This window comes from Curtobacterium sp. 24E2, from assembly GCF_016925595.1.
GTDB lineage: Bacteria > Actinomycetota > Actinomycetes > Actinomycetales > Microbacteriaceae > Curtobacterium.
In genome coordinates this window covers 2556554-2579018 of record NZ_CP068987.1, presented here as the reverse complement: position 1 = coordinate 2579018, position 22465 = coordinate 2556554, and the positions used below count along the sequence as shown (strand labels likewise).

At 70.2% G+C, this 22465-nt stretch carries 18 protein-coding genes and 4 pseudogenes; 12 read left to right on the top strand and 10 right to left on the bottom strand.

Features of this window, described 5'->3' with window-relative positions; genetic code table 11:
- Positions 1-60 precede the first annotated feature (60 nt).
- Positions 61-474: a helix-turn-helix domain-containing protein gene (locus tag JN350_RS19580; RefSeq protein ID WP_461963005.1), complete on the top strand. Its 414-nt coding sequence runs from the start codon at positions 61-63 to the stop codon at positions 472-474.
- Positions 378-905 carry an MmyB family transcriptional regulator gene (locus tag JN350_RS19575; protein WP_240347310.1) on the top strand — a complete coding sequence of 176 codons (528 nt, stop codon included), beginning with the start codon at positions 378-380 and terminating at the stop codon, positions 903-905. Before JN350_RS19580 ends, JN350_RS19575 begins: the two co-directional genes overlap by 97 nt.
- 9 nt (positions 906-914) lie before the next feature.
- Here the strand turns inward: JN350_RS19575 and JN350_RS12725 are convergent, their stop codons facing one another.
- Together JN350_RS12725 and JN350_RS12720 are read right to left on the bottom strand one after the other, a co-directional pair.
- Entirely contained in the window at positions 915-2816 is a 1902-nt protein-coding gene (locus JN350_RS12725; protein WP_205462442.1) for an ABC transporter ATP-binding protein, read from the bottom strand.
- 31 nt (positions 2817-2847) lie between these two features.
- Positions 2848-4068 carry a beta-ketoacyl-[acyl-carrier-protein] synthase family protein gene (locus tag JN350_RS12720; protein ID WP_205462441.1) on the bottom strand — a complete coding sequence of 407 codons (1221 nt, stop codon included), beginning with the start codon at positions 4066-4068 and terminating at the stop codon, positions 2848-2850.
- 55 nt (positions 4069-4123) lie between these two features.
- On the opposite strand from JN350_RS12720, the gene JN350_RS12715 reads away from it, so the two are divergent.
- Positions 4124-4732, top strand: a complete 609-nt coding sequence (locus JN350_RS12715) for a TetR/AcrR family transcriptional regulator C-terminal domain-containing protein (protein ID WP_205462440.1) — start codon at positions 4124-4126, stop codon at positions 4730-4732.
- A 24-nt stretch (positions 4733-4756) separates the two neighbouring features.
- Here the strand turns inward: JN350_RS12715 and dhaM are convergent, their stop codons facing one another.
- From dhaM to dhaK, 3 genes and pseudogenes are all read right to left on the bottom strand, one after another.
- On the bottom strand, positions 4757-5479 hold the full coding sequence (dhaM, locus tag JN350_RS12710; RefSeq protein WP_205462439.1) for a dihydroxyacetone kinase phosphoryl donor subunit DhaM: 723 nt from the start codon (positions 5477-5479) through the stop codon (positions 4757-4759).
- Positions 5476-6117: a dihydroxyacetone kinase subunit DhaL gene (gene dhaL / locus JN350_RS12705; protein WP_205462438.1), complete on the bottom strand. Its 642-nt coding sequence runs from the start codon at positions 6115-6117 to the stop codon at positions 5476-5478. The genes dhaM and dhaL overlap by 4 nt, the downstream gene beginning before the upstream one ends.
- Positions 6118-6192: 75 nt before the next feature.
- Positions 6193-7193: pseudogene (gene dhaK, locus JN350_RS12700) on the bottom strand (dihydroxyacetone kinase subunit DhaK).
- Between the two features lie 318 nt (positions 7194-7511).
- On the opposite strand from dhaK, the pseudogene JN350_RS12695 reads away from it, so the two are divergent.
- Together JN350_RS12695 and glpK are read left to right on the top strand one after the other, a co-directional pair.
- Positions 7512-8236: pseudogene (locus JN350_RS12695) on the top strand (MIP/aquaporin family protein).
- Positions 8237-8310: 74 nt separating this feature from the next.
- Positions 8311-9822 carry a glycerol kinase GlpK gene (glpK, locus tag JN350_RS12690; RefSeq protein WP_205462437.1) on the top strand — a complete coding sequence of 504 codons (1512 nt, stop codon included), beginning with the start codon at positions 8311-8313 and terminating at the stop codon, positions 9820-9822.
- Positions 9823-10325: 503 nt separating this feature from the next.
- Here glpK and trpD read toward each other — a convergent pair.
- Entirely contained in the window at positions 10326-11381 is a 1056-nt protein-coding gene (gene trpD / locus JN350_RS12685) for an anthranilate phosphoribosyltransferase (protein ID WP_123339635.1), read from the bottom strand.
- A 70-nt stretch (positions 11382-11451) separates the two neighbouring features.
- Here trpD and ctaE point away from each other — a divergent pair, with 70 nt between their 5' ends.
- From ctaE to JN350_RS12660, 5 genes and pseudogenes are all read left to right on the top strand, one after another.
- Complete coding sequence (ctaE, locus tag JN350_RS12680) at positions 11452-12090, top strand: aa3-type cytochrome oxidase subunit III (RefSeq protein ID WP_111084027.1); 639 nt, start codon at positions 11452-11454, stop codon at positions 12088-12090.
- A gap of 21 nt (positions 12091-12111) precedes the next feature.
- The gene (qcrC, locus tag JN350_RS12675; RefSeq protein ID WP_123294420.1) at positions 12112-12921 is read left to right on the top strand and encodes a cytochrome bc1 complex diheme cytochrome c subunit; all 810 of its coding nucleotides are present in this window, start codon (positions 12112-12114) and stop codon (positions 12919-12921) included.
- Between the two features lie 107 nt (positions 12922-13028).
- Positions 13029-14017, top strand: a pseudogene (gene qcrA, locus JN350_RS12670) (cytochrome bc1 complex Rieske iron-sulfur subunit).
- A complete protein-coding gene (qcrB, locus tag JN350_RS12665) occupies positions 14017-15705 on the top strand; it encodes a cytochrome bc1 complex cytochrome b subunit (protein ID WP_131880102.1) in 1689 nt (562 codons plus the stop codon). The pseudogene qcrA and the gene qcrB overlap by 1 nt, the downstream one beginning before the upstream one ends.
- 163 nt (positions 15706-15868) lie before the next feature.
- A pseudogene (locus tag JN350_RS12660) lies at positions 15869-16827 on the top strand (phosphodiesterase).
- A 580-nt stretch (positions 16828-17407) separates the two neighbouring features.
- Here JN350_RS12660 and JN350_RS12655 read toward each other — a convergent pair.
- Positions 17408-18961: a stealth conserved region 3 domain-containing protein gene (locus tag JN350_RS12655; RefSeq protein ID WP_205462436.1), complete on the bottom strand. Its 1554-nt coding sequence runs from the start codon at positions 18959-18961 to the stop codon at positions 17408-17410.
- 96 nt (positions 18962-19057) lie between these two features.
- Entirely contained in the window at positions 19058-19228 is a 171-nt protein-coding gene (locus JN350_RS19570) for a hypothetical protein (RefSeq protein WP_240347309.1), read from the bottom strand.
- A 33-nt stretch (positions 19229-19261) separates the two neighbouring features.
- Here JN350_RS19570 and JN350_RS19565 point away from each other — a divergent pair, with 33 nt between their 5' ends.
- Positions 19262-19525 carry a hypothetical protein gene (locus JN350_RS19565; RefSeq protein WP_240347308.1) on the top strand — a complete coding sequence of 88 codons (264 nt, stop codon included), beginning with the start codon at positions 19262-19264 and terminating at the stop codon, positions 19523-19525.
- Here JN350_RS19565 and JN350_RS12645 read toward each other — a convergent pair.
- Both JN350_RS12645 and JN350_RS12640 read right to left on the bottom strand, forming a co-directional pair.
- Positions 19491-20075, bottom strand: coding sequence for a GDSL-type esterase/lipase family protein (locus JN350_RS12645; RefSeq protein ID WP_205462435.1), 585 nt, complete (start codon positions 20073-20075; stop codon positions 19491-19493). The genes JN350_RS19565 and JN350_RS12645 overlap by 35 nt on opposite strands.
- Positions 20072-21604 carry an SDR family oxidoreductase gene (locus JN350_RS12640; protein ID WP_205462434.1) on the bottom strand — a complete coding sequence of 511 codons (1533 nt, stop codon included), beginning with the start codon at positions 21602-21604 and terminating at the stop codon, positions 20072-20074. The genes JN350_RS12645 and JN350_RS12640 overlap by 4 nt, the downstream gene beginning before the upstream one ends.
- 43 nt (positions 21605-21647) lie before the next feature.
- On the opposite strand from JN350_RS12640, the gene deoC reads away from it, so the two are divergent.
- Positions 21648-22379 (top strand): deoxyribose-phosphate aldolase, encoded by a 732-nt coding sequence (gene deoC / locus JN350_RS12635; RefSeq protein WP_205462433.1) that lies wholly within the window; start codon positions 21648-21650, stop codon positions 22377-22379.
- The last annotated feature ends 86 nt before the right edge of the window (positions 22380-22465 follow it).

The window sequence follows — 22465 nt, the reverse complement described above, 5'->3', positions numbered from 1 at the left end:
CAGGCACCGTGCGACGGTGGGACCACCAGTACCAGGAATGACAGGAGGCGCGGGGCGAGGATGGTGGACATGAGCGAGTTCGCGAGTGTATTGCGTTCCTGGCGCGACCGCGTCCGTCCCGAAGAGGTCGGCCTGCCGGCCGGGCCCGGCCGACGGACCCCGGGTCTCCGACGCGAGGAACTCGCAGCGCTCGCGGGGGTGAGCGTCGACTACGTCGTCCGGCTCGAGCAGGGCCGCGCGCTGAACCCCTCACCCCAGCTGCTCGGCGCCCTCGCCACGGCGCTCCGGCTCACCGCGGCCGAGCGCGACCACCTGTGCAGGGTCGCCGGCGTCGCTCCCCGTCGCTCCAGGTCGTCCCGCGGCACATCACACCCGGGGTGCAGCGTCTCGTCGACCGGCTCGGCGACGTCCCGATCGCGGTGTTCACGGCGACGCACGACATCGTGCTGTGGAACGACCTGTGGGCTGCGCTGAACGGTGACCCCTCGCAGGCCGTCGGGATCGAGCGCAACTTCGTCTGGCGGCACTTCATGCACGCCCACGACGGCGTCGAGTGGGACGACGAGCACCAGGAAGAGTTTTCGAGCGACCTCGCTGCGGACCTCCGGCAGGCGTCCGGTCGCTACCCCGCCGACCGCGACCTGGCCGAGCTCGTCGCGCGGCTGCGCCGGGAGTCGCCGGAGTTCGAACGCCGCTGGGACACCGGTCGCATCGCCGAGCACCGGGCGAGCCGCAAGCAGGTGCACACGCCCGTCGGCCCCATCGAGATCGACTGCGACGTGCTGACGGTGCCGGGCGGCGACCTGCGGATCGTCGTCTACACCGCGGTCCCCGGCACCGAGGACGCCGCGAAGCTCGACCTGCTTCGGGTCACCGGACTGCAGCAGTTCAGCACGGCGCCGTGACCTGAGGACCTAGCTCGGGCGTAGCGCTTCCTCATCGGCCGCGACGTCCTTCTGCACGGCGAACTGGGTCCGGTGCAACTCCTCGTACCGTCCGCCCACGGCCAGCAGCTCCTCGTGGGTCCCACGCTCGACGATCGACCCGTCCTCGACCACGAGGATCAGGTCCGCGCTGCGGATGGTCGACAGCCGGTGGGCGATCACCATCGCCGTCCGCCCCTCGAGCGCCTCGCTGAGCGCAGCCTGCACGGCGGCCTCGGACGTCGAGTCCAGCGCCGCGGTGGCCTCGTCGAGGATGACGACGCGCGGCTGGGCGAGCAGGAGCCTGGCGATGGTCATCCGCTGGCGCTCGCCGCCGGACAACCGGTAGCCACGCTCCCCGACCATGGTGTCGAGCTGGTCTGGCAGGGAGCGGATGAGTGGTTCGAGCCGCGCGCGCCGGACGGCGTCCCACACCTCGTCCTCGGTCGCCTCGGGCCGCGCGAGGCGCAGGTTGGAGCGGATCGTCTCGTGGAAGAGGTGGCCGTCCTGCGTCACCATCCCCATGGTGTGCCGCATGGAGGCGAACGTGACGTCGCGGACGTCCGACCCGGCCAGCCGGACGGCGCCACTGTCGACGTCGTACAGGCGGGAGAGCAGCTGCGCGATCGTGGACTTGCCGGCCCCGGAGGTGCCGACGAGCGCGACGGTCTGCCCCGGTTCGATCCGGAACGAGACGCCGTGCAACACTTCGTCACCGCCGCGGGTGTCCAGCGTGGAGACCTCCTCGAGCGAGGCGAGGGACACCTTGTCCGCAGCGGGGTAGGCGAAACGGACGTCGTCGAACTCGACCGCCACCGGGCCGTCGGGGACGGTGCCGGCGTCGGGCTTCTCCTGGATGAGCGGTTCGAGGTCGAGGACCTCGAAGACGCGCTCGAAGCTGACCACCGCGCTCATGATCTCCACCCGGGCGTTCGCGAGGCTGGTCAGCGGTGCGTAGAGGCGGGTGAGCAGGAGGGCCAGCGTCACCACGTCGCCCGTGTTCAGCTGGCCACCGAGCGCGAGGGCGCCGCCGACCCCGTAGACGAGCGCGAGGGCGAGGGCGGAGACCAGGGTGAGGGCGGTGACGAAGACGAACTGCAGCAGGGCACTCCGCACGCCGATGTCGCGGACGCGGGCGGCGCGCACCCGGAACTCCTCCGCTTCCTCGTCGGGACGGCCGAACAGCTTCACGAGGGTGGCGCCGGGCGCGGAGAAGCGCTCGGTCATCTGCGTGCTCATGGCGGCGTTGTGGTCGGCGGCCTCGCGACGCAGCGCGGCGAGGCGGCTGCCCATGCGGCGCGCGGGGACCAGGAAGACCGGGAGCATGACGATCGCCAGGACGGTCACGAGCCAGGACGTGCTGAGCATGACGGTCAGGGTGAGGATCAGCGCCACGGTGTTCGTGACCACGCCGGACAGCGTGCCGCTGAAGGCCTGCTGTGCGCCGATCACGTCGTTGTTGAGGCGACTGACGAGGGCACCCGTGCGTGTGCGGGTGAAGAAGGCGATCGGCATCTTCTGCACGTGGTTGAACACGGCGGTCCGGAGGTCCAGGATCACGCCCTCGCCGATGCGTGCCGAGAACCAGCGCGTCGCGAGCGACACCCCTGCGTCGCCCACGGCGACCAGGGCGATGACGACCGCGAGCCAGGTGATCGTGCCGAGCGCGCCACGGGCGACGATGACGTCGACCACCCGGCCGGCGAGCACGGGTGTCGCGACCGCCAGGACGGCGCCCACGACGGAGAGGACGATGAAGACCACCAGCTTGGCCCGGTAGGGCACTGCGAACGTCATGATCCGCCGGACCGACTCACGGGAGATGCCGTGCTTGCCGTCCTTGGCGGTGGAGATCTTGTAGAGCGAGCTCCAGGCCACGCCTTCCATGCTCATGGCAGTCAGGATACGTCGGCCCCCGCGCCCCTCAGACCGCGGTGAACACCAACGAGGCGTTCTGCCCGCCGAACCCGAACGAGTTGCCCAGCGCCGCACGCATGGTCGCGGTCCGAGCGGTCCCCGCCACCACGTCCAGGTCGATCGCCGGGTCCTGGTGCTGCAGGTTCAGGGTCGGCGGCACGACCCCGGTCTCGAGCGTCCGGACCGTCAGGATCGCCTCGACCGCTCCCGCCGCACCGAACATGTGCCCGATGGCGCTCTTCGGCGCGGTGACGAGCGCGCCGGTCCCGACCGCTCGACCGATCGCCGCTGCCTCGCCGACGTCCCCGACCGGGGTCCCGGTCGCGTGCGCGTTGACGTGGTCGATGTCCGCACCGGTGAGCCCGGCCATCCGGATCGCCGCCGTCATCGCGCGCTCCTGTTCGCTGCCGTCCCCGAGCGGGGCGGTGATGTGGAAGGCGTCCGACGTGATCCCCCACCCGGCGAGCGTGCCGTGCGACCGCTGTGCGCGGGCGGCGGCGTGCGCGGCCCGTTCCAGGACGACGAACCCGGCACCCTCGCCGAGGACGAACCCGCGGCGGTCGGCGTCGAACGGTCGTGACAACGTGGTGGGGTCGTCACCGTCGGGCTTCGCGAGGGCCTGGGACTGCGCGAACGAGGCCATGGTGACCGGGGTGACCGCTGCTTCGGTACCGCCCGCGATGACGACGTCGGCCTCCCCCGTGACGATGAGCCGCGCGGCGGTCGCGATCGCCTCGGCACCGGACGCGCACGCCGAGACGGTCGTGTACGCACCGGCGCGGGCGCCGTACTCGATGCTGATCTGCGCCGCGGCCCCGTTGGCCATGAGCATCGGGACGGTCCGGGGCGACACCCGACGAGCACCCGAGGTCCCGAGCACGTCGTGCGCGTCGAGCAGCGTCTCCACTCCCCCGATGCCGGTCCCGACGACGACGGCCAGGCGGTCGCCCGCGACGGCGGGCGCGCCGGCGTCGGACCAGGCCTCGCCGGCGGCGACCAGCGCGAGCTGCTGGCTGCGGTCGAGCCGGTTCGCCCGGACGCGACCGAGCGCGGACTCGGCGTCGAGTGCCGCGTCGGCGCCGACCGTGATCGGCACCCGCTCCCAGAGCTGCCCGTCGCGGTGCAGCTCGTGCACGCCGGAGCGTCCGGCGACCAGGGCCTCCCACAGCGGCGCGACGCCGTGGCCGAACGGTGAGACGGCGCCGTAGCCGGTGATGGAGATGTCCACGAGTGCTCCTTCTTGTACGTTGAACAAGTGGAGTTGTACCACGTACAATTCAGAGATGGCAACCACCGACGGCACCGGGACGACCCGCGGCGCAGCGACCCGGGCGAGGATCCTCGCCGCGACCGCCGGACTCCTCAGCGCAGGGGCGGCCGGCGACGCGGCCGGAGCCAGCACCGCACGCCACGTCGTCACCGTCAGCGAGATCGCCCGGGCGGCCGGGGTCTACCCGAACCAGATCACGCACCACTACGGCTCGAAGGACCGCCTCGTCCTCGACGCCGCCTTCGCGCTCTTCCTCCGCGACACGACGCGCTTGCAGGCAGCCGGTCGGCGCGCCGGGTCCGCCGACGCGTTCCGTCAGGTGCTCGCACGCACGGCACTCGCCATGCCGTCGACACTGCTCGTCGTGCGCGCGCTGGCCGCCGCCGGTGACGACGACGCCCAGCGCGAGCGCGTGCGACTCCTGCTCGCGGTCCTGTTCCGGCAGTCGGAGCGCTACCTCGATCGCGTCGTCGCGGAGCACGGCTGGACGAGTCCGAGCGGTGTCGGCCGTGATTCCCGGACGTTCTGGAGCGCGGTGTTCGGCGCGACGCTCCTCGCCGATGCGGGCGTCACCGGTGGGCCGTCGGACCTCGACCTGGCCGGCACGGTGTCCATCCGCTGAGCGCGGGACGGCGAGCGGCGACGCCTACTCGCCGAAACCGCTCCGCACCAGCTCCACCAGTGCGTCGACCGCGACCTGCGCATCGGTCCCGCTCGCCTCGATCGACACGGTGGCACCCTTCGGCAGCGCCAGCGCCATGATCGCCAGCAGGCTCTTCGCGTCCACGCCGTTCACGCGCACCGCTGCGTCGTACTTGGCTGCCGTCTTCACGAACTCCGCCGCGGGGCGGGCGTGCAGGCCGGTCTCGTTCACGAGTTCGACGCTCGCGGACGCGGCCACGTCGTCGACGCTGGCCGCCCCGTCACCCGGCCCCGGGCCTCCCGGCTGGTCACCGGACGGACGGGAGGCGGTGCTCGCGTCGTCCGCGGACCCTGCGGCGGACGCCGCAGCAGCGAGCACTGCCTCGGCGTCACCACCCGTCTGGGCCGCGACCGCCGCGGCGACCGCGCCCTCGACGAGGGGTGCCTGCGAGACGTGCACACGTGCGCGGACGTCATCGTCGAGGAAGTCGAGCGCCGTGTCGGTGGTCAGGTAGGCCGAACCGAGGTCGCACAGCACCACGACGGCGTCGGCGTCGGCGAGCTCCTCGATGCCGGCGGTGATCGCCTCGAACGACGTGCCGATGCCACCGTCGTCGGTCCCGCCGGCCGCGACGAGCGGCACGTCGGCCGCCATCTGGCGGGCGAGCTCGACGGTGCCGGAGGCGATGGCGGCGCTGTGCGAGACGATCAGGATGCCGACGGTCACGCGGCGGCGCCCGTCGTCGCGTCCACCGCGGCGCGCAGGATGTACGCGGTCGACTGCGCGCCCGGGTCGCGGTGCCCGACGGCGCGTTCGCCGAGGTAGCTCGCGCGCCCCTTGTGGGCGACGAGCGGTTCGGTGGCCTCGGCGCCCGAGGTGGCGGCGTCGGCCGCGGCGGCGAGCACCGCTGCCGGCTCGTCACCGGCTGCGGCGGCTGCGGTGGCGGCGTCGACCGCGGGGGTCCAGGCGTCCACCATCGTCTTGTCGCCGACGGCGGCCTTGCCGCGCGAGACCACGCCGTCGCGCGCTGCAGCGAGCACGGCGACGAGCGCGTCGGCGTCGAGCTCGGATGCGTCGCCCGCGGCCTGGGCTGCCTTCAGGTACGCGGTGCCGAACAGCGGACCAGCGGCGCCGCCGACGGTCGAGATGAGCTTCGTCGCGACCGTCTTCAGCACGGCGCCGGGCGTGTCGAAGGACCCGCCGTCGACGGCCTCGAGCACGGCGCGGAACCCGCGGTCGAGGTTCTCGCCGTGGTCCCCGTCACCGATCTCGCGGTCGAGCGTGACGAGCTCTGCCCGGTGTTCGTCGATCGTCGCAGCCGTGCGACGGACCCAGTCGATGGCCCATGCGGTGTCGAGCGCCAATGCGGTTCCCTTCGTGTGTCCGGCCTGGGATGGCTCGGTGTCGTGGTCGGTGGTCGAGCGGCCGATGGCGGCCGCTCAGCGACCCCAGCGCAGTGCCGGGGTCTCCACCGGGGCGTCCCAGAGTGCCGTGAGTTCCTCGTCGAGCACCGTGACGGTGAGCGAGAACCCCTGCATCTCGAGGGACGTGACGTAGTCGCCCACCAAGCTACGCGTGACGTCGTACCCGCGGTCCGTCAGCACCTCGGCGGCACGGCGGTAGGCGATGTAGAGCTCGGACAGCGGAGTGCCCCCATGCCGTTGACGAGCAGGAGCAGCTTCGAGCCGGCCGGAGCGTCGAGGTCGGTCAGGATCGGTTCGAGCACCCGGTCGACGAGCTGGTCGGCCGGTGCCATCGGGATGCGCTCGCGACCCGGCTCCCCGTGGATGCCGATGCCGAGTTCGACCTCGTCGTCGGCGAGCGTGAAGGACGGCTCCCCCGCGTGCGGCACGGTGCCGGACGCCAGGGCCAGGCCCATCGACCGCGTGACGTCGTTGACGTGGCGGGCGACCGCGGCGACGGCGTCGAGGTCGTCGCCCCGTTCGGCAGCAGCGCCGGCGCACTTCTCGACGACCACGGTGCCGGCCACGCCGCGGCGACCGGCCGTGTAGAGCGAGTCCTGCACGGCGACGTCGTCGTCGACCACGACGGCCTCGACGCGGATGTCGTCCAGCTCGGCGAGCTCAGCGGCGGTCTCGAAGTTCAGCACGTCGCCGGTGTAGTTCTTCACGATGTGCAGGACGCCGGCACCGCCGTCGACGGCCTTGGTGGCCGCGACGATCGGGTCGGGCGTCGGGCTCGTGAACACCGGGCCCGGCACGGCGGCGTCGAGCATGCCGTACCCGACGAAGCCCGCGTGCAGCGGCTCGTGTCCGCTGCCGCCTCCGCTGACGATGCCGACCTTGCCGGCGACGGGGGCGTCGGCCCGGTGCAGGTGGATCGGGTCCTCGACCAGGACGACGTGTCCGGCGTGTGCCCGGGCGAATCCCCGGACGGTCTCGTCGACCACGGCCTGCGGGTCGTTGATGAGCTTCTTCATGCGCGTGCCTCCACGGGTACGGGGCCGAGCCGAGGCGAACTGCACACCGCCGTCGTCGACCGGAGTGCGCCCAATCTACATCCGACACCCGGGCGCTCGTTCGTCCTGTCTGCACGTTCGTGCAGCGAGACGGGGACGCGTCACCGGCTCACGATCCCCCACAGCGCACGGCGCTTGCACGTTCGTGCACGATCCCGGACTTCCCTCAGGAATTCATCGCCCCGTCGTTCTCCGCGTCACTATGCTCGGCCTCAATCACTCAACGGGGAGTGCGGCGCAGCACCACCGGACCCCCACCTCACGCACTGGAGGTCACCGATGGACGACATCGGCGTCAAGTTCCTGTCCGAGCTCGTCGGGACAGCGATGCTCATCATCCTGGGTGGCGGTGTCGTCGCCGCCGTCTCCTCTCGAAGTCGAAGGGCTTCGGAGCCGGCTTCCTCATGGTCACGATCGGTTGGGGCTTCGCGGTCTTCGCCGGTGTCACCGTGTCGTATAAGTCGGGCGGCCAGCTGAACCCGGCCGTCAGCCTCGCCCAGGCCATCCTCGGCAACATCACCGTCGGCGCCATGCTCCTGTTCTGGCTCGCCCAGCTCATCGGTGCGGTCATCGGGGCCGTCATCGTCTGGCTCGCCTACAAGCAGCACTTCGACGAGGAGCCCGACCCCGCCGCCAAGCTCGGCGTCTTCTCCACCGGACCGGCGATCCGGTCGTACGGCTGGAACCTCGTGACCGAGATCATCGGCACCTTCGTGCTGGTGTTCGTCGTCATCGCCTTCACCAACGGCCAGACCCCGGCGCAGCTCGGCGCGATCCCGGTCGCCTTCCTCGTGATCGCCATCGGTGTCAGCCTCGGTGGCCCGACCGGCTACGCCATCAACCCCGCCCGTGACCTCGGCCCGCGCCTCGCGCACGCCTTCCTGCCCATCAAGGGCAAGGGGTCGAGCGACTGGTCGTACGCCTGGGTGCCCGTCGTCGGACCGCTGGTCGGTGGCGCCCTCGCCGCCGGGCTGTCCTACGCCCTGCTGCCCGTCGTCAGCTGAACCACCCCAACCCCGGGGTGAGCGGCCCGCGATCGCGTGCCGCTCACCGCACCGAACACCCGTAAGGAGCACCAATGGCCGACTACATCGTCGCCATCGACCAGGGCACGACCTCCACCCGAGCGATCGTCTTCGATCACTCCGGCTCGATCATCTCGACCGGGCAGAAGGAACACGAGCAGATCTTCCCGCGCGCCGGGTGGGTCGAGCACGACCCCGCCGAGATCTGGGACAACACCCGCGAGGTGATCGGTCAGGCACTGTCGCGTGCCGACATCACGCGTCACGACGTCGCTGCCGTGGGCATCACGAACCAGCGCGAGACCGCCGTCGTCTGGGACAAGACCACCGGCAAGCCGATCTACAACGCGATCGTCTGGCAGGACACCCGCACGCAGTCGATCGTCGACAAGCTCGCCGACGGTGACACCGACCGCTACAAGGCCATCGTCGGCCTGCCGCTCGCGACCTACTTCGCCGGCACCAAGATCTTGTGGATCCTCGAGAACGTCGAGGGTGCGCGTGAGAAGGCCGAGGCCGGGGACCTGCTCTTCGGCACCACCGACACCTGGGTCCTCTGGAACCTGACCGGTGGCGTCGACGGCGGCGTCCACAAGACCGACGTCACGAACGCGTCCCGCACGCTGTTCATGGACCTCGAGACGCTCCAGTGGCGCGACGACATCCTCGCCGACTTCGGTGTGCCGAAGTCGATGCTCCCCGAGATCGTCAGCTCCTCCGAGGTCTACGGCCACGTCGAGTCGTCCAACCTGCTCCGCGAGGTCCCGATCGCGGGCATCCTCGGCGACCAGCAGGCCGCGACCTTCGGTCAGGCGGCGTTCGATCAGGGCGAGTCGAAGAACACCTACGGCACCGGCAACTTCCTCATCTTCAACACCGGTACCGAGATCGTCCGCTCCGAGAACGGCCTGCTCACCACCGTCGGCTACAAGCTCGGCGACCAGGAGACGCACTACGCACTCGAGGGCTCGATCGCCGTCACGGGTTCGCTCATCCAGTGGCTCCGCGACAACCTCGGCCTCATCGGTAGTGCCCCGGAGGTCGAGGCACTGGCCAAGACCGTCGAGGACAACGGCGGCGTGTACTTCGTGCCGGCGTTCTCCGGGCTCTTCGCGCCGTACTGGCGTCCGGATGCCCGCGGTGCCATCGTCGGCCTGACCCGCTACGTCAACAAGGGGCACATCGCACGTGCGGCCCTGGAGGCGACGGCGCTGCAGACCCGCGAGGTCCTGGACGCGGTGAACGCCGACTCGGGAGTGGACCTGACCGAGCTCAAGGTCGACGGCGGCATGACCGCCAACAACGAGCTCATGCAGTTCCAGGCCGACATCCTCAACGTGCCGGTGGTGCGCCCGGTCGTCGCCGAGACGACGGCGCTCGGCGCGGCCTACGCGGCCGGTCTCGCGGTGGGCTTCTGGGCCAACCTCGACGAGCTCCGTGCCAACTGGCAGGAGGACAAGCGCTGGGAGCCGCAGCTCGACGCCGCGGAGCGCGAGCGCACGCTCCGTCTCTGGAAGAAGGCCGTCACGAAGACCTTCGACTGGGTCGACGAAGACGTCCAGTAGCGACGCACGCGCACGCTGACCGCGTGCACTGAACGCACCGACGCCAGGCCCGGTGCCGGTTCCTCGAACCGGCACCGGGCCTGGCGTCCTTGCGTCTCCTGCGCGTCGGTCGCGGGGTCCGGTCGGCGGGTGGAGGTGGTGCGGTGGTGGGGTTGTGGCCGGCACTGCACGGTGCGGGTTTGTTCGCCGGGCGCAGCGGTGACCGCCGGGTGCGCGCTTGGAGCGCAGCACCGAGCCGTCAGGCTCGCACCGGGTGACGCACCGCGCACGGTGCGGCTCGCGCGGAAGCGGCGCGGGACTGCGGACCGCGCACGGTGCGGCCTGGAGGCGCGGGGCGGACCCGCAGCGGGCCTCCCGTCCGGCACGGGGTTGCCGGCAGTGCACGGTGCGGGTTTGTTCGCCGGGTGCAGTGGTGACCGCCCGGTGCGCGCTTGGGGCGCAGCACCGAGCCGTCAGGCTCGCACCGGGTGACGCACCGCGCACGGTGCGCGGGGCGGCGCGGACTACGCGGCGGGAGCTTCGCCGACCCAATCAGCCAGCTTGCGGGTGCCCGCGCCGGAGTCGATCGCCTCGGCCGCGACCGCGAGCTGCTCGCGGAAGCGCTGCAGGATCGGCCGGTCGGACTCGGCCGGGTCCTGCGCCAGACGGAACGAGACCAGGCCCGCTGCGGCGTTGAGCAGCACGATGTCGCGTACCGGGCCGGTCTCCCCCGACAGCACGCGGTGCACGACGCCGGCGTTGTGCTCGGGGTCGCCGCCGAGGAGGTCCTCGGTGCGTGCGCGTGCGATGCCGAGGTCGCGCGGGTCGAGGTCGTGCTCGATGATGCGCCCGCCGGTGACCTCCCAGATGTGGCTGTGGCCGGTGGTGGTGAGCTCGTCGAGGCCGTCGTCCCCGCGGAACACCAGGGCGGTCGCACCGCGGGTCTGGAACACGCCCGTGATGATCGGCACGAGTTCGAGCTGCGCGACACCGACGGCGTTCGCTTCGCACCGTGCGGGGTTGACGAGCGGCCCGAGGAAGTTGAACACCGTGGGCACACCGATCTCGCGGCGGACCGGCCCGGCGTGCGCGAAGCCCGGGTGGAAGGCGTTGGCGAACGCGAAGGTCAGTCCGACACGCCGGAAGGTGTCCGCGACACGCGCGGCGTCCATCGTGAGATCGAGGCCGAGTGCGGCGAGCACGTCGCTCGAACCGGACTTCGACGAGCTCGCCTTGTTGCCGTGCTTCACGACGGGCACCCCGGCGGCGGCGATGACGATCGCCGCCATGGTCGAGACGTTCACGGTGCCGACGACGTCCCCACCCGTCCCGACGATGTCCAACGCCATCGGGTCGACGTCCAGCGGAACGGCGGCGTCGAGGATCGCGTCGCGGAACCCGACCACCTCGTCCACGGTCTCGCCCTTCGCGCGGAGCGTCACGGCGAACGCGGCGATCTGTGCCTGGGTGGCGCGCCCGTGCACGATCTCCTCCATGGCCCATGTGGATTGCCTGATCGTCAGGTCCTCGCGCGCCATGAGCGCGCTGATCACTGCAGGCCAAGAGAGTGCGTCAGGCATGGCTCGATCGTAGTGAATTCGAGAGACCCGCCAGTCTCCTGCGAAAACACTGTCTGGGGTTTCGGCCATAATGGAGGACGTGACTAGCACCCCTCTCTCCAGATCCGCCAGCGGTCCGGCCCTGAACAGGCCGAACGCCGTTGCCGTGGGGACGATCGTGTGGCTGGGCAGCGAGGTCATGTTCTTCGCCGGCCTGTTCGCGATCTACTTCACGCTGCGCAGCACGTCCCCCGAGCTGTGGGCGGCCGAAACCTCCAAGCTCGAGGTGCCGTTCGCCTCGGTGAACACGATCATCCTGGTGCTGTCCAGCTTCGCGTGCCAGTTCGCCGTGTTCGCTGCAGAGCGTTTCCAGGTGCACCGCACGAGCTGGAACCCGCGCCACTGGGGCATGACGGAGTGGTTCTTCGTCACCTACGCGATGGGCGCGATCTTCGTCTGCGGCCAGATCTTCGAGTACGCCAACCTCTGGCACGAGGGCGTCACGCTCTCCTCCAGCGCCTACGGCTCGGCCTTCTACATGACGACCGGGTTCCACGGCCTCCACGTCACGGGCGGCCTCATCGCCTTCCTGCTGACGCTCGGCCGCGGCTTCGCCGCGAAGAACTTCGGTCACAAGGAAGCGACCACCGCCATCGTCGTGTCGTACTACTGGCACTTCGTCGACGTCGTGTGGATCTTCCTCTTCGCCGTCATCTACCTTCTCAAGTAGGAACTGGACACCCCCGAGCACATGTTCAACAGAACCAAGACCAAGAAGGGCCGCCGTTCACCGATGGCGACCGTCTCGCTCATCGTCGTGGGCCTCATGACCACCGGCGGTGCGTACGCGCTCTTCAGCTCCACGGCCAACGCCGACGACAGCACGAGCACCGTCGCGGCGACCAGCCAGTCGAAGGTGAACGAGGGCCAGAAGCTCTTCGCCTCGAACTGCGCGACCTGCCACGGCCTCTCCGCCCAGGGCACGAGCGAGGGTCCGTCCCTCATCGGTGTCGGCGCCGCCTCGGTGGACTTCCAGGTCGGCACCGGCCGCATGCCGATGGCGGCCCAGGGTCCGCAGGCCGAAGAGAAGCCCGCGCAGTTCACCGACGAGCAGGTCGACGCCCTCGCCGAGTACGTCGCTTCGCTGGGCCCCGGCCCGGCCGTCCCGTCCACCGAACTCACCAACGGTGAGGACGGCGACGCGGCCGAGGGTGCCGAGCTCTTCCGCATCAACTGCGCCATGTGCCACAACGTGGCGGGTGCCGGCGGTGCCCTGACCGAGGGCAAGTACGCCCCGAACCTGTCGACGGTCTCCGGCAAGCACATCTACGAGGCGATGCAGACCGGCCCGCAGAACATGCCCGTCTTCAACGACCTGAACCTCACGCCGGAGCAGAAGGCCGACATCATCACGTACCTCAAGTACGTGCAGGACAACAAGTCGCCCGGCGGGTTCGCACTCGGCTCCCTGGGCCCGGTGGCCGAGGGCCTGTTCATCTGGATCTTCGGACTCGGCGCGGTCGTCGCGATGACCGTCTGGCTGACCGCGAAGTCCAACTGATCGTCCGTGTCGAACGACACTGAAGGGAACACCATGGCAGAGCACGACGACGAGACGCTGAACTCGTCCTCGGCTGTCGAGAAGCACGGCACGACCACCTCCCCGGGATCGCGGTGCTGCCCACCGACCCGTTCGAGAACCCGGGTGAGCCGCCGCACCGCGCGCGCCGCACCGACGTCGACCCGAAGAAGCAGCGCCTGGCCGAGCGTCAGGTCGCGACCTTCTTCTACCTCTCGATCGTCGGCAGCGTCCTCTCGATCGCGGCCTACGTCGCGTTCCCGATCGACTCGGACGACTTCGGGACGGTCCGCACCGCGAACCTCTTCCTCGGCCTCTCGATCGCCCTCGCGCTCATCGCGCTGGGTCTCGGTGCGGTCTACTGGTCGAAGTCGCTCGTCGTCGATCGCGAGATCACCGAGCTCCGCCACGGCACCCGCGGCACAGACGCGACGCGCGCGAAGGCCGTCGAGGCCTTCCAGCTGGCCGACAAGGAGTCGGGATTCAGCCGTCGCAAGCTGATCCGCAACTCGATGATCGGTGCGCTGGCCGCGTTCCCGCTGCCGGGCATCGTCCTGGTCCGCGACCTCGCTCCGGCCGAGGACCCGAACGAGCTCCTGCGCCACACCTTCTGGAAGCAGGGCCTGCGCCTGACGAAGGACCCGACGGGTCTGCCGATCAAGGCCTCGGACGTGACCATCGGTTCGGTGTTCCACGTCATCCCGGACGGCATGCTCGACTCCGAGCACATGCTGGAGGAGAAGGCCAAGGCCTCCGTCCTCCTCATGCGTCTCGACCCGAAGGACCTCAACCCGTCCAAGGGCCACGAGAACTGGGGCTACGACGGCATCGTCGCGTACTCCAAGATCTGCACCCACGTCGGATGCCCGGTCGCGCTCTACGAGCAGCAGACGCACCACCTGCTGTGCCCGTGCCACCAGTCCACCTTCGATGTCTCGAACAACTGCGAGGTCATCTTCGGTCCGGCCGCACGCCCCCTCCCCAACTTCCTATCGCGATCGACGACGACGGCTACCTGGTTGCCCAGAGCGACTTCCACGAGCCGGTCGGACCGTCCTTCTGGGAGCGTGAACGCTGATGACCAGCACCCCCACCACCACGGCACCGAGCAGCACGGCGAACAAGCCGGCTCCGGAGCGCGGATCCCGCATCATCGGCGGGGTCGCCAACTACATCGACGAGCGCACCAGCATCTCGGGGCTCGTCAAGGAAGTCGGCCGGAAGATCTTCCCGGACCACTGGAGCTTCATGCTCGGCGAGGTGGCGCTGTACAGCTTCGTCGTCGTCCTGCTCTCCGGCACGTTCCTGACGTTCTTCTTCCAGGCCTCCATGGCCGAGGTCGTCTACAACGGCTCGTACGTCCCGCTCAAGGGCGTCGAGATGTCGACGGCGCTGCAGTCCACGCTGGACATCTCGTTCGACATCCGCGGCGGGCTCTTCGTCCGCCAGGTCCACCACTGGGCAGCCCTGCTGTTCGTGGCGTCGATCATGCTGCACATGGCCCGCGTGTTCTTCACCGGTGCCTTCCGCAAGCCGCGTGAGCTCAACTGGGTCTTCGGCTTCCTGCTCTGGGTGCTCGCCATGGGTGAGGGCTTCACCGGCTACTCGCTCCCCGACGACCTGCTCTCCGGAAACGGTCTGCGGATCATCGTCGGCATGATCGAGGGCGTCCCGGTGATCGGCGTCTGGATCGCCTACCTGCTCTTCGGTGGCGAGTTCCCGGGCACCGACATCGTCGGCCGCCTCTACACGCTGCACATCCTGCTGCTGCCGGCAATCCTCGTCGCGGTGCTCGGTGTCCACCTCGTGCTCGTCGTGATCAACAAGCACACCCAGTTCGCCGGCCCGGGCAAGACCAACGACAACGTCGTCGGTGTCCCGATCCTCCCGGCGTTCGCTGCCAAGGCCGGTGGGTTCTTCTTCATCGTCGCGGGCATCATCGCCCTCATCGCGTCGATGTTCACGATCAACCCGATCTGGAACTACGGCCCGTACGACCCCTCGCCGGTCTCGGCCGGTACCCAGCCCGACTGGTACATCGGCTTCGCCGACGGCGCACTGCGTCTGGTGCCGCCGCACTGGGAGGTCGTGTGGTTCGGCTACACGGTGTCGTTCAACATCCTGGCGCCCATCGCGGTCCTGGTGCTGCTCATCCTCGCGATCCTGCTGTACCCGTTCCTCGAGTCGTGGATCACCGGCGACAAGCGCGAGCACCACATCCTGGACCGCCCGCGCAACGCCCCGACCCGCACGGCTATCGGTGCCGCCGGCATCACGCTCTACGCCAGCCTCTGGGCTGCGGCGTCGTCGGACATCATCGCGACCCACTTCCTGGTGTCGATCGAACACGTGATCCACGTGATCCAGGCCACGACGGTCCTCGGTCCGTTCGTCGCCTTCTGGATCACGAAGCGTGTCTGCCTCGCACTCCAGAAGAAGGACCGCGAGATCGTCCTGCACGGCTACGAGTCCGGTCGCATCGTCCGACTCCCCCACGGTGAGTACATCGAGGTGCACGAGCAGCTCGACGAGTACGAGCGTTGGAAGCTGCTGCAGTTCAACGAGTACAAGCCGCTCATGATCCGCCCGAACGCCAAGGGGCAGATCACCGTGGTCCAGAAGGCCCGTGCGAGCGTCTCCCGCTTCTTCTTCGAAGACCGCATCGAGCCGGTCTCGAAGGCCGAGCTCGAGGCAGCGCACGCCGCCCACCACGGCCCGGACCTCGAGGGCAGCCACCAGGCCCCGCAGGTCGAGGAAAAGCACTAAGCACGACGACAGGAACCCCCGCCACCACGTGGCGGGGGTTTCTTCGTGCGATGGGCGAAACGCCGCCCCCAGTTCACGGCTGGTTCACCGACACGTGCTGGACTCGTCCAGGACGGTGTGGCAACGTGTTGCACCACGCATCCGCCAACGGAATGAGACCCCGATGGACAGCCGGACGGCCGAACACCCCAGGCCGAACCACTTCCTCCTCCACCTCAGCGACACCCACCTCGTCTCCGGCGACGGCGATCTCTACGGCGGGGTCGACTCCGCCGCCCGGCTCACCGAGATCGTCGCGGACATCGAAGCATCAGGCACACGGCCCGAAGCGATCGTCGTCACCGGCGACGTGGCCGACAAGGGCGAACCGGGCGCCTACGCCCGCGTCCGCGAGATCGTCGAGCCGGCTGCCCGCCGGATCGGTGCCCAGGTGATCTGGGCGATGGGCAACCACGACGAGCGCGGCGCGTTCCGTCAGGAGCTCTTCGGGCTGCACCCCACCGACCGTCCGGTCGACTTCGTCTACGACGTCAACGGTCTCCGGGTGATCACCCTCGACACGAGCGTCCCGGGCCACCACCACGGCGAGGTCTCCCCGAGCAGCTCGACTGGCTGGCCGAGGTCCTGTCCGAGGCTGCGCCGCACGGCACGATCCTGGCCATGCACCACCCGCCTGTGCCGAGCGTCCAGGACCTGACCGTCCTCGTCGAGCTCCGCGACCAGCAGGCCCTGGCCGAGGTCGTCGAGGGCAGTGACGTCCTGTCGATCATCGCCGGTCACCTGCACTACTCGACGAGCGCGGTCTTCGCGGGCATCCCCGTGTCGGTCGCCAGTGCCACCTGCTACACGCAGGACCTCACCGAGTTCCAGGGCGGTACGCGCGGGCGGGACGGCGCGCAGTCGTTCAACCTGGTGCACGTCTACGGCCACAACGTCGTGCACTCGGTCGTCCCCATCGGTCACTACTCCACGGTCGGCGAACCGGTGTCGGCCGTCGAGACCGAAGCCCGACTCGCAGCGCACGGGGTCACGATCCCGCCCGCGGTCGAGCCGGCTCCGGTGACCTCGAGCATCCCGGTCTTCACGCTCGACTCGGTGCCGGTCTCCCCCGTCCACCGGTAGGCCGCGCACGTCGAGTGCAGGAGAGGTCGGGTCCGTCGTGGGAACCCGACCTCTTCTGCGCAGCAAGTGTGGGCGCGTGGTCACGACTCCCCGCCGCGCCGGGGTCGAGTGGTCACGTTCCGTCGCCCGGCGATGCTTCTGGCAACGGATTGCAACCACTCGCCGCATTGCCGACGGGGCGTCGTGACCGACCGCGAGCGTGGCACCTGCCTGCACCTGCCTGGACCTGCCGGGTCCTGCCGGGTCCTGCCGGGACCTGCCTGGACCTGCCTGGACCTGCCTGGACCTGCCTGGACCTGCCGGGGCGGTGGAGCGGTCGCCTGCCGGACGGGAGGCCCGTGGCGGCCTGGCCACGAGCCTCCCGGCGCGCGAGATGGTCGCGACACACCGCCGGTGCCGCGTCGCGTGGTCACGATCCGTCGACTGCGGGGCGGCGCAAGCGACGGTCTGTGACCGCTCGGCGTGTAGGTGGCGGGGAGTCGTGACCGGTCGGCGTGCGGTGCGCCCGGAGCGCGTGGCCGGGCTTCGGCGCCGGGCTCGCGGGCTCGCCCGGAGCGCGCCGGCAGGACGCTGGCGTGTCCTAAGCGCCGGCGCGCTCCCACGGCGCGGGGAAGGGGAAGTAGCGCTCGAGGAAGTCGGTCACGCGCTGCGTCCGCTCCTCGTCGCTGACCTCGGGGAAACTGCCGTCGTTCAGGCAGAAGAAGTCCGCGTTCCGCTTCTTGAGCAGCTCGTCGAGCGACCGCAGCCCGGACTGCATCGTGGTGTCGATGTAGCGGACGTCCGCGTTCTCCTGCGTGATCGCCCGACCCGTGAGCAACGAGTAGTAGTGGTAGAGCGAGTTGGTCACCGAGATGTTCTCGGCAGCACGGAAGCGCGACGCCGCCGTGGCACGGAACTCATCGGCGAACTCGTGCTCCATCTCCGTCATGATCGACGACCGGAGCGGGGTGGGCGCGTGCTCGAGGTGCCTGGTGGTGACCGCACCGAACCGCTGCTGCAACAGGCGACGGTTGACCCGCGCGGAGTTCTCGAACCCACTGCGCGCGGCGTTGTTCACGCCGAGGCCGATGCGGGTGGTGGCGAGGATGAACTTCGACACCGACCCCGGGCTGAAGAAGATCGACGGGTCGACGGTGCGACCGAAGAACATGTCGTCGTTCGAGTAGATGAAGTGCTCGCTGATGCCCGGGATGTGATGCAGCTGCGATTCGACGGCCTGGGAGTTGTGCGTCGGCAGCACGGACGGGTCGGCGAAGAACTCCTCGCTGCGCACGATGCGGACCTTGGGGTGGTCGGCGAGCCAGTGCGGTGCGGGTGAGTCGGTGGCGATGTAGATCTGGCGGATCCACGGTGCGAAGGTGTGCACCGAGCGGAGTGCGTACTTGAGCTCGTCGATCTGGCGGAACCGTGCGGGGGCGTCGTCGCCCTCGCCCAGGACGGCCGTCGCCTGCGCTGCCTGGCGGGCGCGCTGGTACTCGATGGCGTTGCCGTCGACCCACGAGAAGACGATGTCGATCGGGAACCGGATGTCGGAGACGTGGTCGTCGAACATGTGCTCGACGGTGCGCCAGGTGCGGCCGTAGCGCTCGATGTCGACGAGCACGAACTCGTCGACCGGCAGGCTGCGGCGCATCAGGGCGTTCTCGACGGGGGCGAGCACCTCGGTGTCGGTGAGCCGCCAGAACTCGAGTTGCACGCTCGTCTCGGCGCCGTAGCGCAGACGACCGAGGGGCTCGAGACGCGGGCGGAAGACGCGCAACACCGGCTCGTCGACCGGCCCGAGGCCGTCGTCCTGCACGAGCACGGCCGGCTCGCCCGGCGGCTTCGCGTAGAACGGCTCGTTGACGGCGGCGGCCATGACGGCGCTCTCCGCACGCTGCCGGTCACGCTCGTCGATCGCGATGACCGGACGCTCGTCGTTGCCGCGGATGAGCAGGTGGTCGACGTCGGCTTCGGTCAGCGCGTCGTCCAGGAACAACAGGTCCTCGATCATCGACTGCTGCGGCGTCAGGTGGCCGTTGAGCAGCGTCAGTCGGCCCTTGCGGACGACGACGTCGGGCCGGTCGAGACCGCCGGAGGACGGTCGAGGGTTCAGCAGAGGACTCTCGGTCACCGGCTCGGTCTCGTCGTTCATCCATGCCCTTCGGGTCGTGCTGCCGGGTCCTGTACCCGACCCTGCGATCCTACCGTCCGCCCGCCCGGTCGGTTCCGCAGGCGGCCAGGGGGCCGGTCAGGAGGCCCGGGGTGCGTCCGCCTCGCGCGGCACCTTGACGGCGATGCCCACCACGATGAACAGGGCGGCAACCAGGATCTGCAGCGCGGCCCACACCTGGCCGGGGATCGGCACCGTGACCAGGGGTTCCAGCAGACGGCGACGGCAGCCATCAGCACGGCGGCCCACCACGTCTTCCCGCGCACCGCGAAGACGAGCACGATGAGGGACAGCACCGTGATGCCCCAGCGGGCGAAGACGAACCCGGACGAGTCGATGATCGCCACGCAGGCGAGCAGGACGATCGCGGCGATGAGCGACGGGGCGAGTGCCGGCCGGGTGAACCCCGGCGTGGCCCGGGTGTTCGTCGTCCCCGCGGTCGGTCGGACCGGTGCGGCGGGCACACCGTTCTGCGACGACCCCACCGGGGGTCGTCCCTTGCGGGCAGCCATCAGGCGGGGGCCTCGTCGACGTCGATGGCCGTGAAGGACCGGGACATCGGCGGGAGGCCGCGCACACGCTCGAGCGCGGGGACCAGCTCGCCGAGGTAGGCCCGGTAGCCCTCGTCGGTGAGGTGCAGGCCGTCGTCGGTGAAGCGGTCGTCGAGGTGGTCGCCGTCGGCCAGCGCGGGCCAGGCGTCGAGGTACTGCGCGTGGCAGGTGGCGACGAACTGCCGCAGGTGCCGGTTCGCCTCCTCGATCTTCGTCGTGTACTCGGCCTGGCGGGGCAGGACGGAGACGAGCAGCAGGCGGACACCGGGCAGCTCGCGCCGCAGGGTGACGAGGATCGTCTCGACGTTGCGGACGACGTGTTCGGCGCTCGCGCGGTGGTTGCCGAAGTCGTTCGTGCCGATCAGCAGCACGATCACCTCGGGCTGTTCGGCGACGACCGCGTCGAGCCGCGCGAGCACGCCGTCCGTCGTGTCGCCGCTGATGCCCTGGTTCAGGGTCTGCTCGTCGGGGAGCCAGGTGTCCCACGACCCCTGGGCCGTGATGCTGTCCCCCAGGAACAGGACGGGACTGCGTTCCTCGGTCATGCTGCCTCCTCGTTCGCCGGTTCCGGACTCCCATTGTGCTGGGTCCGGTTGCGCTGCGTCGACTCGGCGTTGTCCGACTCGCGCTCGGCGGCCGCGGTGATGCGCTCGACCATGCCGGGGAAGATGATCCCGTGGAAGGGCAGGATCCCGTACCAGTACAGCCGGCCGGGCAGGCCCTGCGGGAAGTAGATCGCCCGCTGGTGGTAGTCGCTGCCGCCCTCGGGGCTCGGGGTCACGGTCATCTCGAGCCAGGCGCGCCCGGGTGACTTGAACTCGGCGCGGAGCCGCAGGTAGTGACCGCGCTCGAGGCGTTCGACGCGCCACCAGTCGAGGGCGTCACCCTGCTCGAGTCGGTCCTGGTCGCGACGGCCACGGCTGAGCCCGACGCCGCCGGCGACCTTGTCCATCCAGCCGCGCGCGACCCAGGCCAGCGGGAACGAGTACCAGCCGTTCTCGCCGCCGATCGACTCGACGACGCGCCAGACGTCCTCCGCCGAGGCGGTCGAGTGGCGCTTCCGGTCGTCGACGTAGACGGTGTGACCGGCCCAGTCCGGGTCGGTCGGCATCGGGTCGGCCGAGGCGCTCGACAGGGTGGCGCTCCGCCAGCTCGTCGTCACCTCGCCGGAGCGCATCTTGTTCAGGGCCAGCCGGACGGCGCGGCGGTACGACGTGAGCCCACCCTCGGGCTGCGGCACGACGTCGTCGATGTCGTGCTCGCGCTGGACGCACTCGAACTGCAGCGACTCGATGATCGGGGTCGCGAGCTTGCGCGGGATCGGGGTGACGGCGTTGAACCAGTGCGCGGCGAGGCGCGGGGTGAGCACCGGCAGGACCGTGATCGGGCGCTGCCGCAGCTTCGCCTCGACCGCGTAGCCGTTGAGCATCTGCCCGTAGCGCAGGACGTCCGGGCCGCCGATGTCGAAGGTGCGGTTGACGTCGGCGGGGACGTCGAGCGCCGCGACCAGGTAGTACAGGACGTCGCGCACGGCGATCGGCTGGATGCGGTTGCGCACCCAGCGCGGAGCCGGCATCCACGGCAGGACGTCGGTCACGTGCCGGATCATCTCGAACGAGGTGCTGCCGGAACCGATGACGACGCCGGCCTGGTAGGCGATCGTCGCCACGCCGGAGCCGAGCAGGATCTCCCCCACCTCCTTCCGGCTGCGCAGGTGCTTCGACAGGTCGCCGTCGGGGTGCAGACCGCCCAGGTAGACGAACCGGCTGACACCGGCGCGCTTCGCCTCGTGCGCCATCGTCTCCGCCGCCTGCCGTTCCGCGGACTCGAAGTCGCCGTCGGCACCCATCGCGTGGGCGAGGTAGTACACGGCCTCGACGCCGTCGACCGCGGCGCGGACCGCGTCGGCGTCCTGCAGGTCTCCTTCGGCGACGTCGACGTCGCTGCTCCACGGGACGTCCTGGAGCTTCCGGGGGTTGCGCACGAACACGCGCACGGAGTGTCCGGCTTCGAGGAGACGGGGGACGAGACGACCGCCGATGTACCCGGTGGCGCCGGTGACGAGGACCTGCATGCCCGGAACGCTACGCGGCGCGCCTGACGGGTAGGCTTGTCGGGTGGACAACGCAGCCTTCCCCGTCACCGCCGATGCCGTCCGCGGCCTCATCGACCACGCGATCCTGAAGCCCGAGCTCACCCGCTCGGACGTCGACGCCCAGCTCGACGAAGCCGCTGCGTACCGGGTGTTCAGCGTGTGCGTCCGGCCCAGTGACGTGGCGTACGCCGTCCGGCGTCTCCAGGGCACCGGCGTCGGCGTCGGGACGGTCATCGGCTTCCCGCACGGCACCACGTCCACCGCGGCCAAGGTCGCCGAGTCACTGCAGGCCCTCGCCGACGGTGCCTTCGAGCTCGACATGGTGCAGAACATCGGCGCCGCGAAGTCCGGCGACTGGGAGCGGGTCGAGCAGGACGTCCGCGCCGTCGTCGACGCCGCCGGGTCCACCGTCGTCAAGGTGATCCTCGAGACCGCGTTCCTGACCGACGACGAGATCGTCGCAGCCTCGCGTGCCGCGCAGTCCGCCGGTGCCGCGTTCGTGAAGACCTCCACCGGGTTCGCCGGCGGCGGGGCGACGACCGAGCACATCGCGCTGATGCGCCGCACCGTCGGTGCCGACACCGGGGTGAAGGCCTCGGGCGGTGTCCGTGGGCTCGACACCCTGCTCGAGATGGTCGGCGCCGGGGCGAACCGGATCGGCACGAGCGCCTCCGCGCGCATCCTCGACGAGGTCGCGCACCGCATCGAGACCGGCGCCGCGTCGTCGCAGGGCGACGACACCAGCTCCTACTGACCCACCGCGACACGACCTGATCCACCGCACGACGACCTGACCCGACCGACCCACCACCTGCCAGGCCGGGGCCCACCGGACGCGAC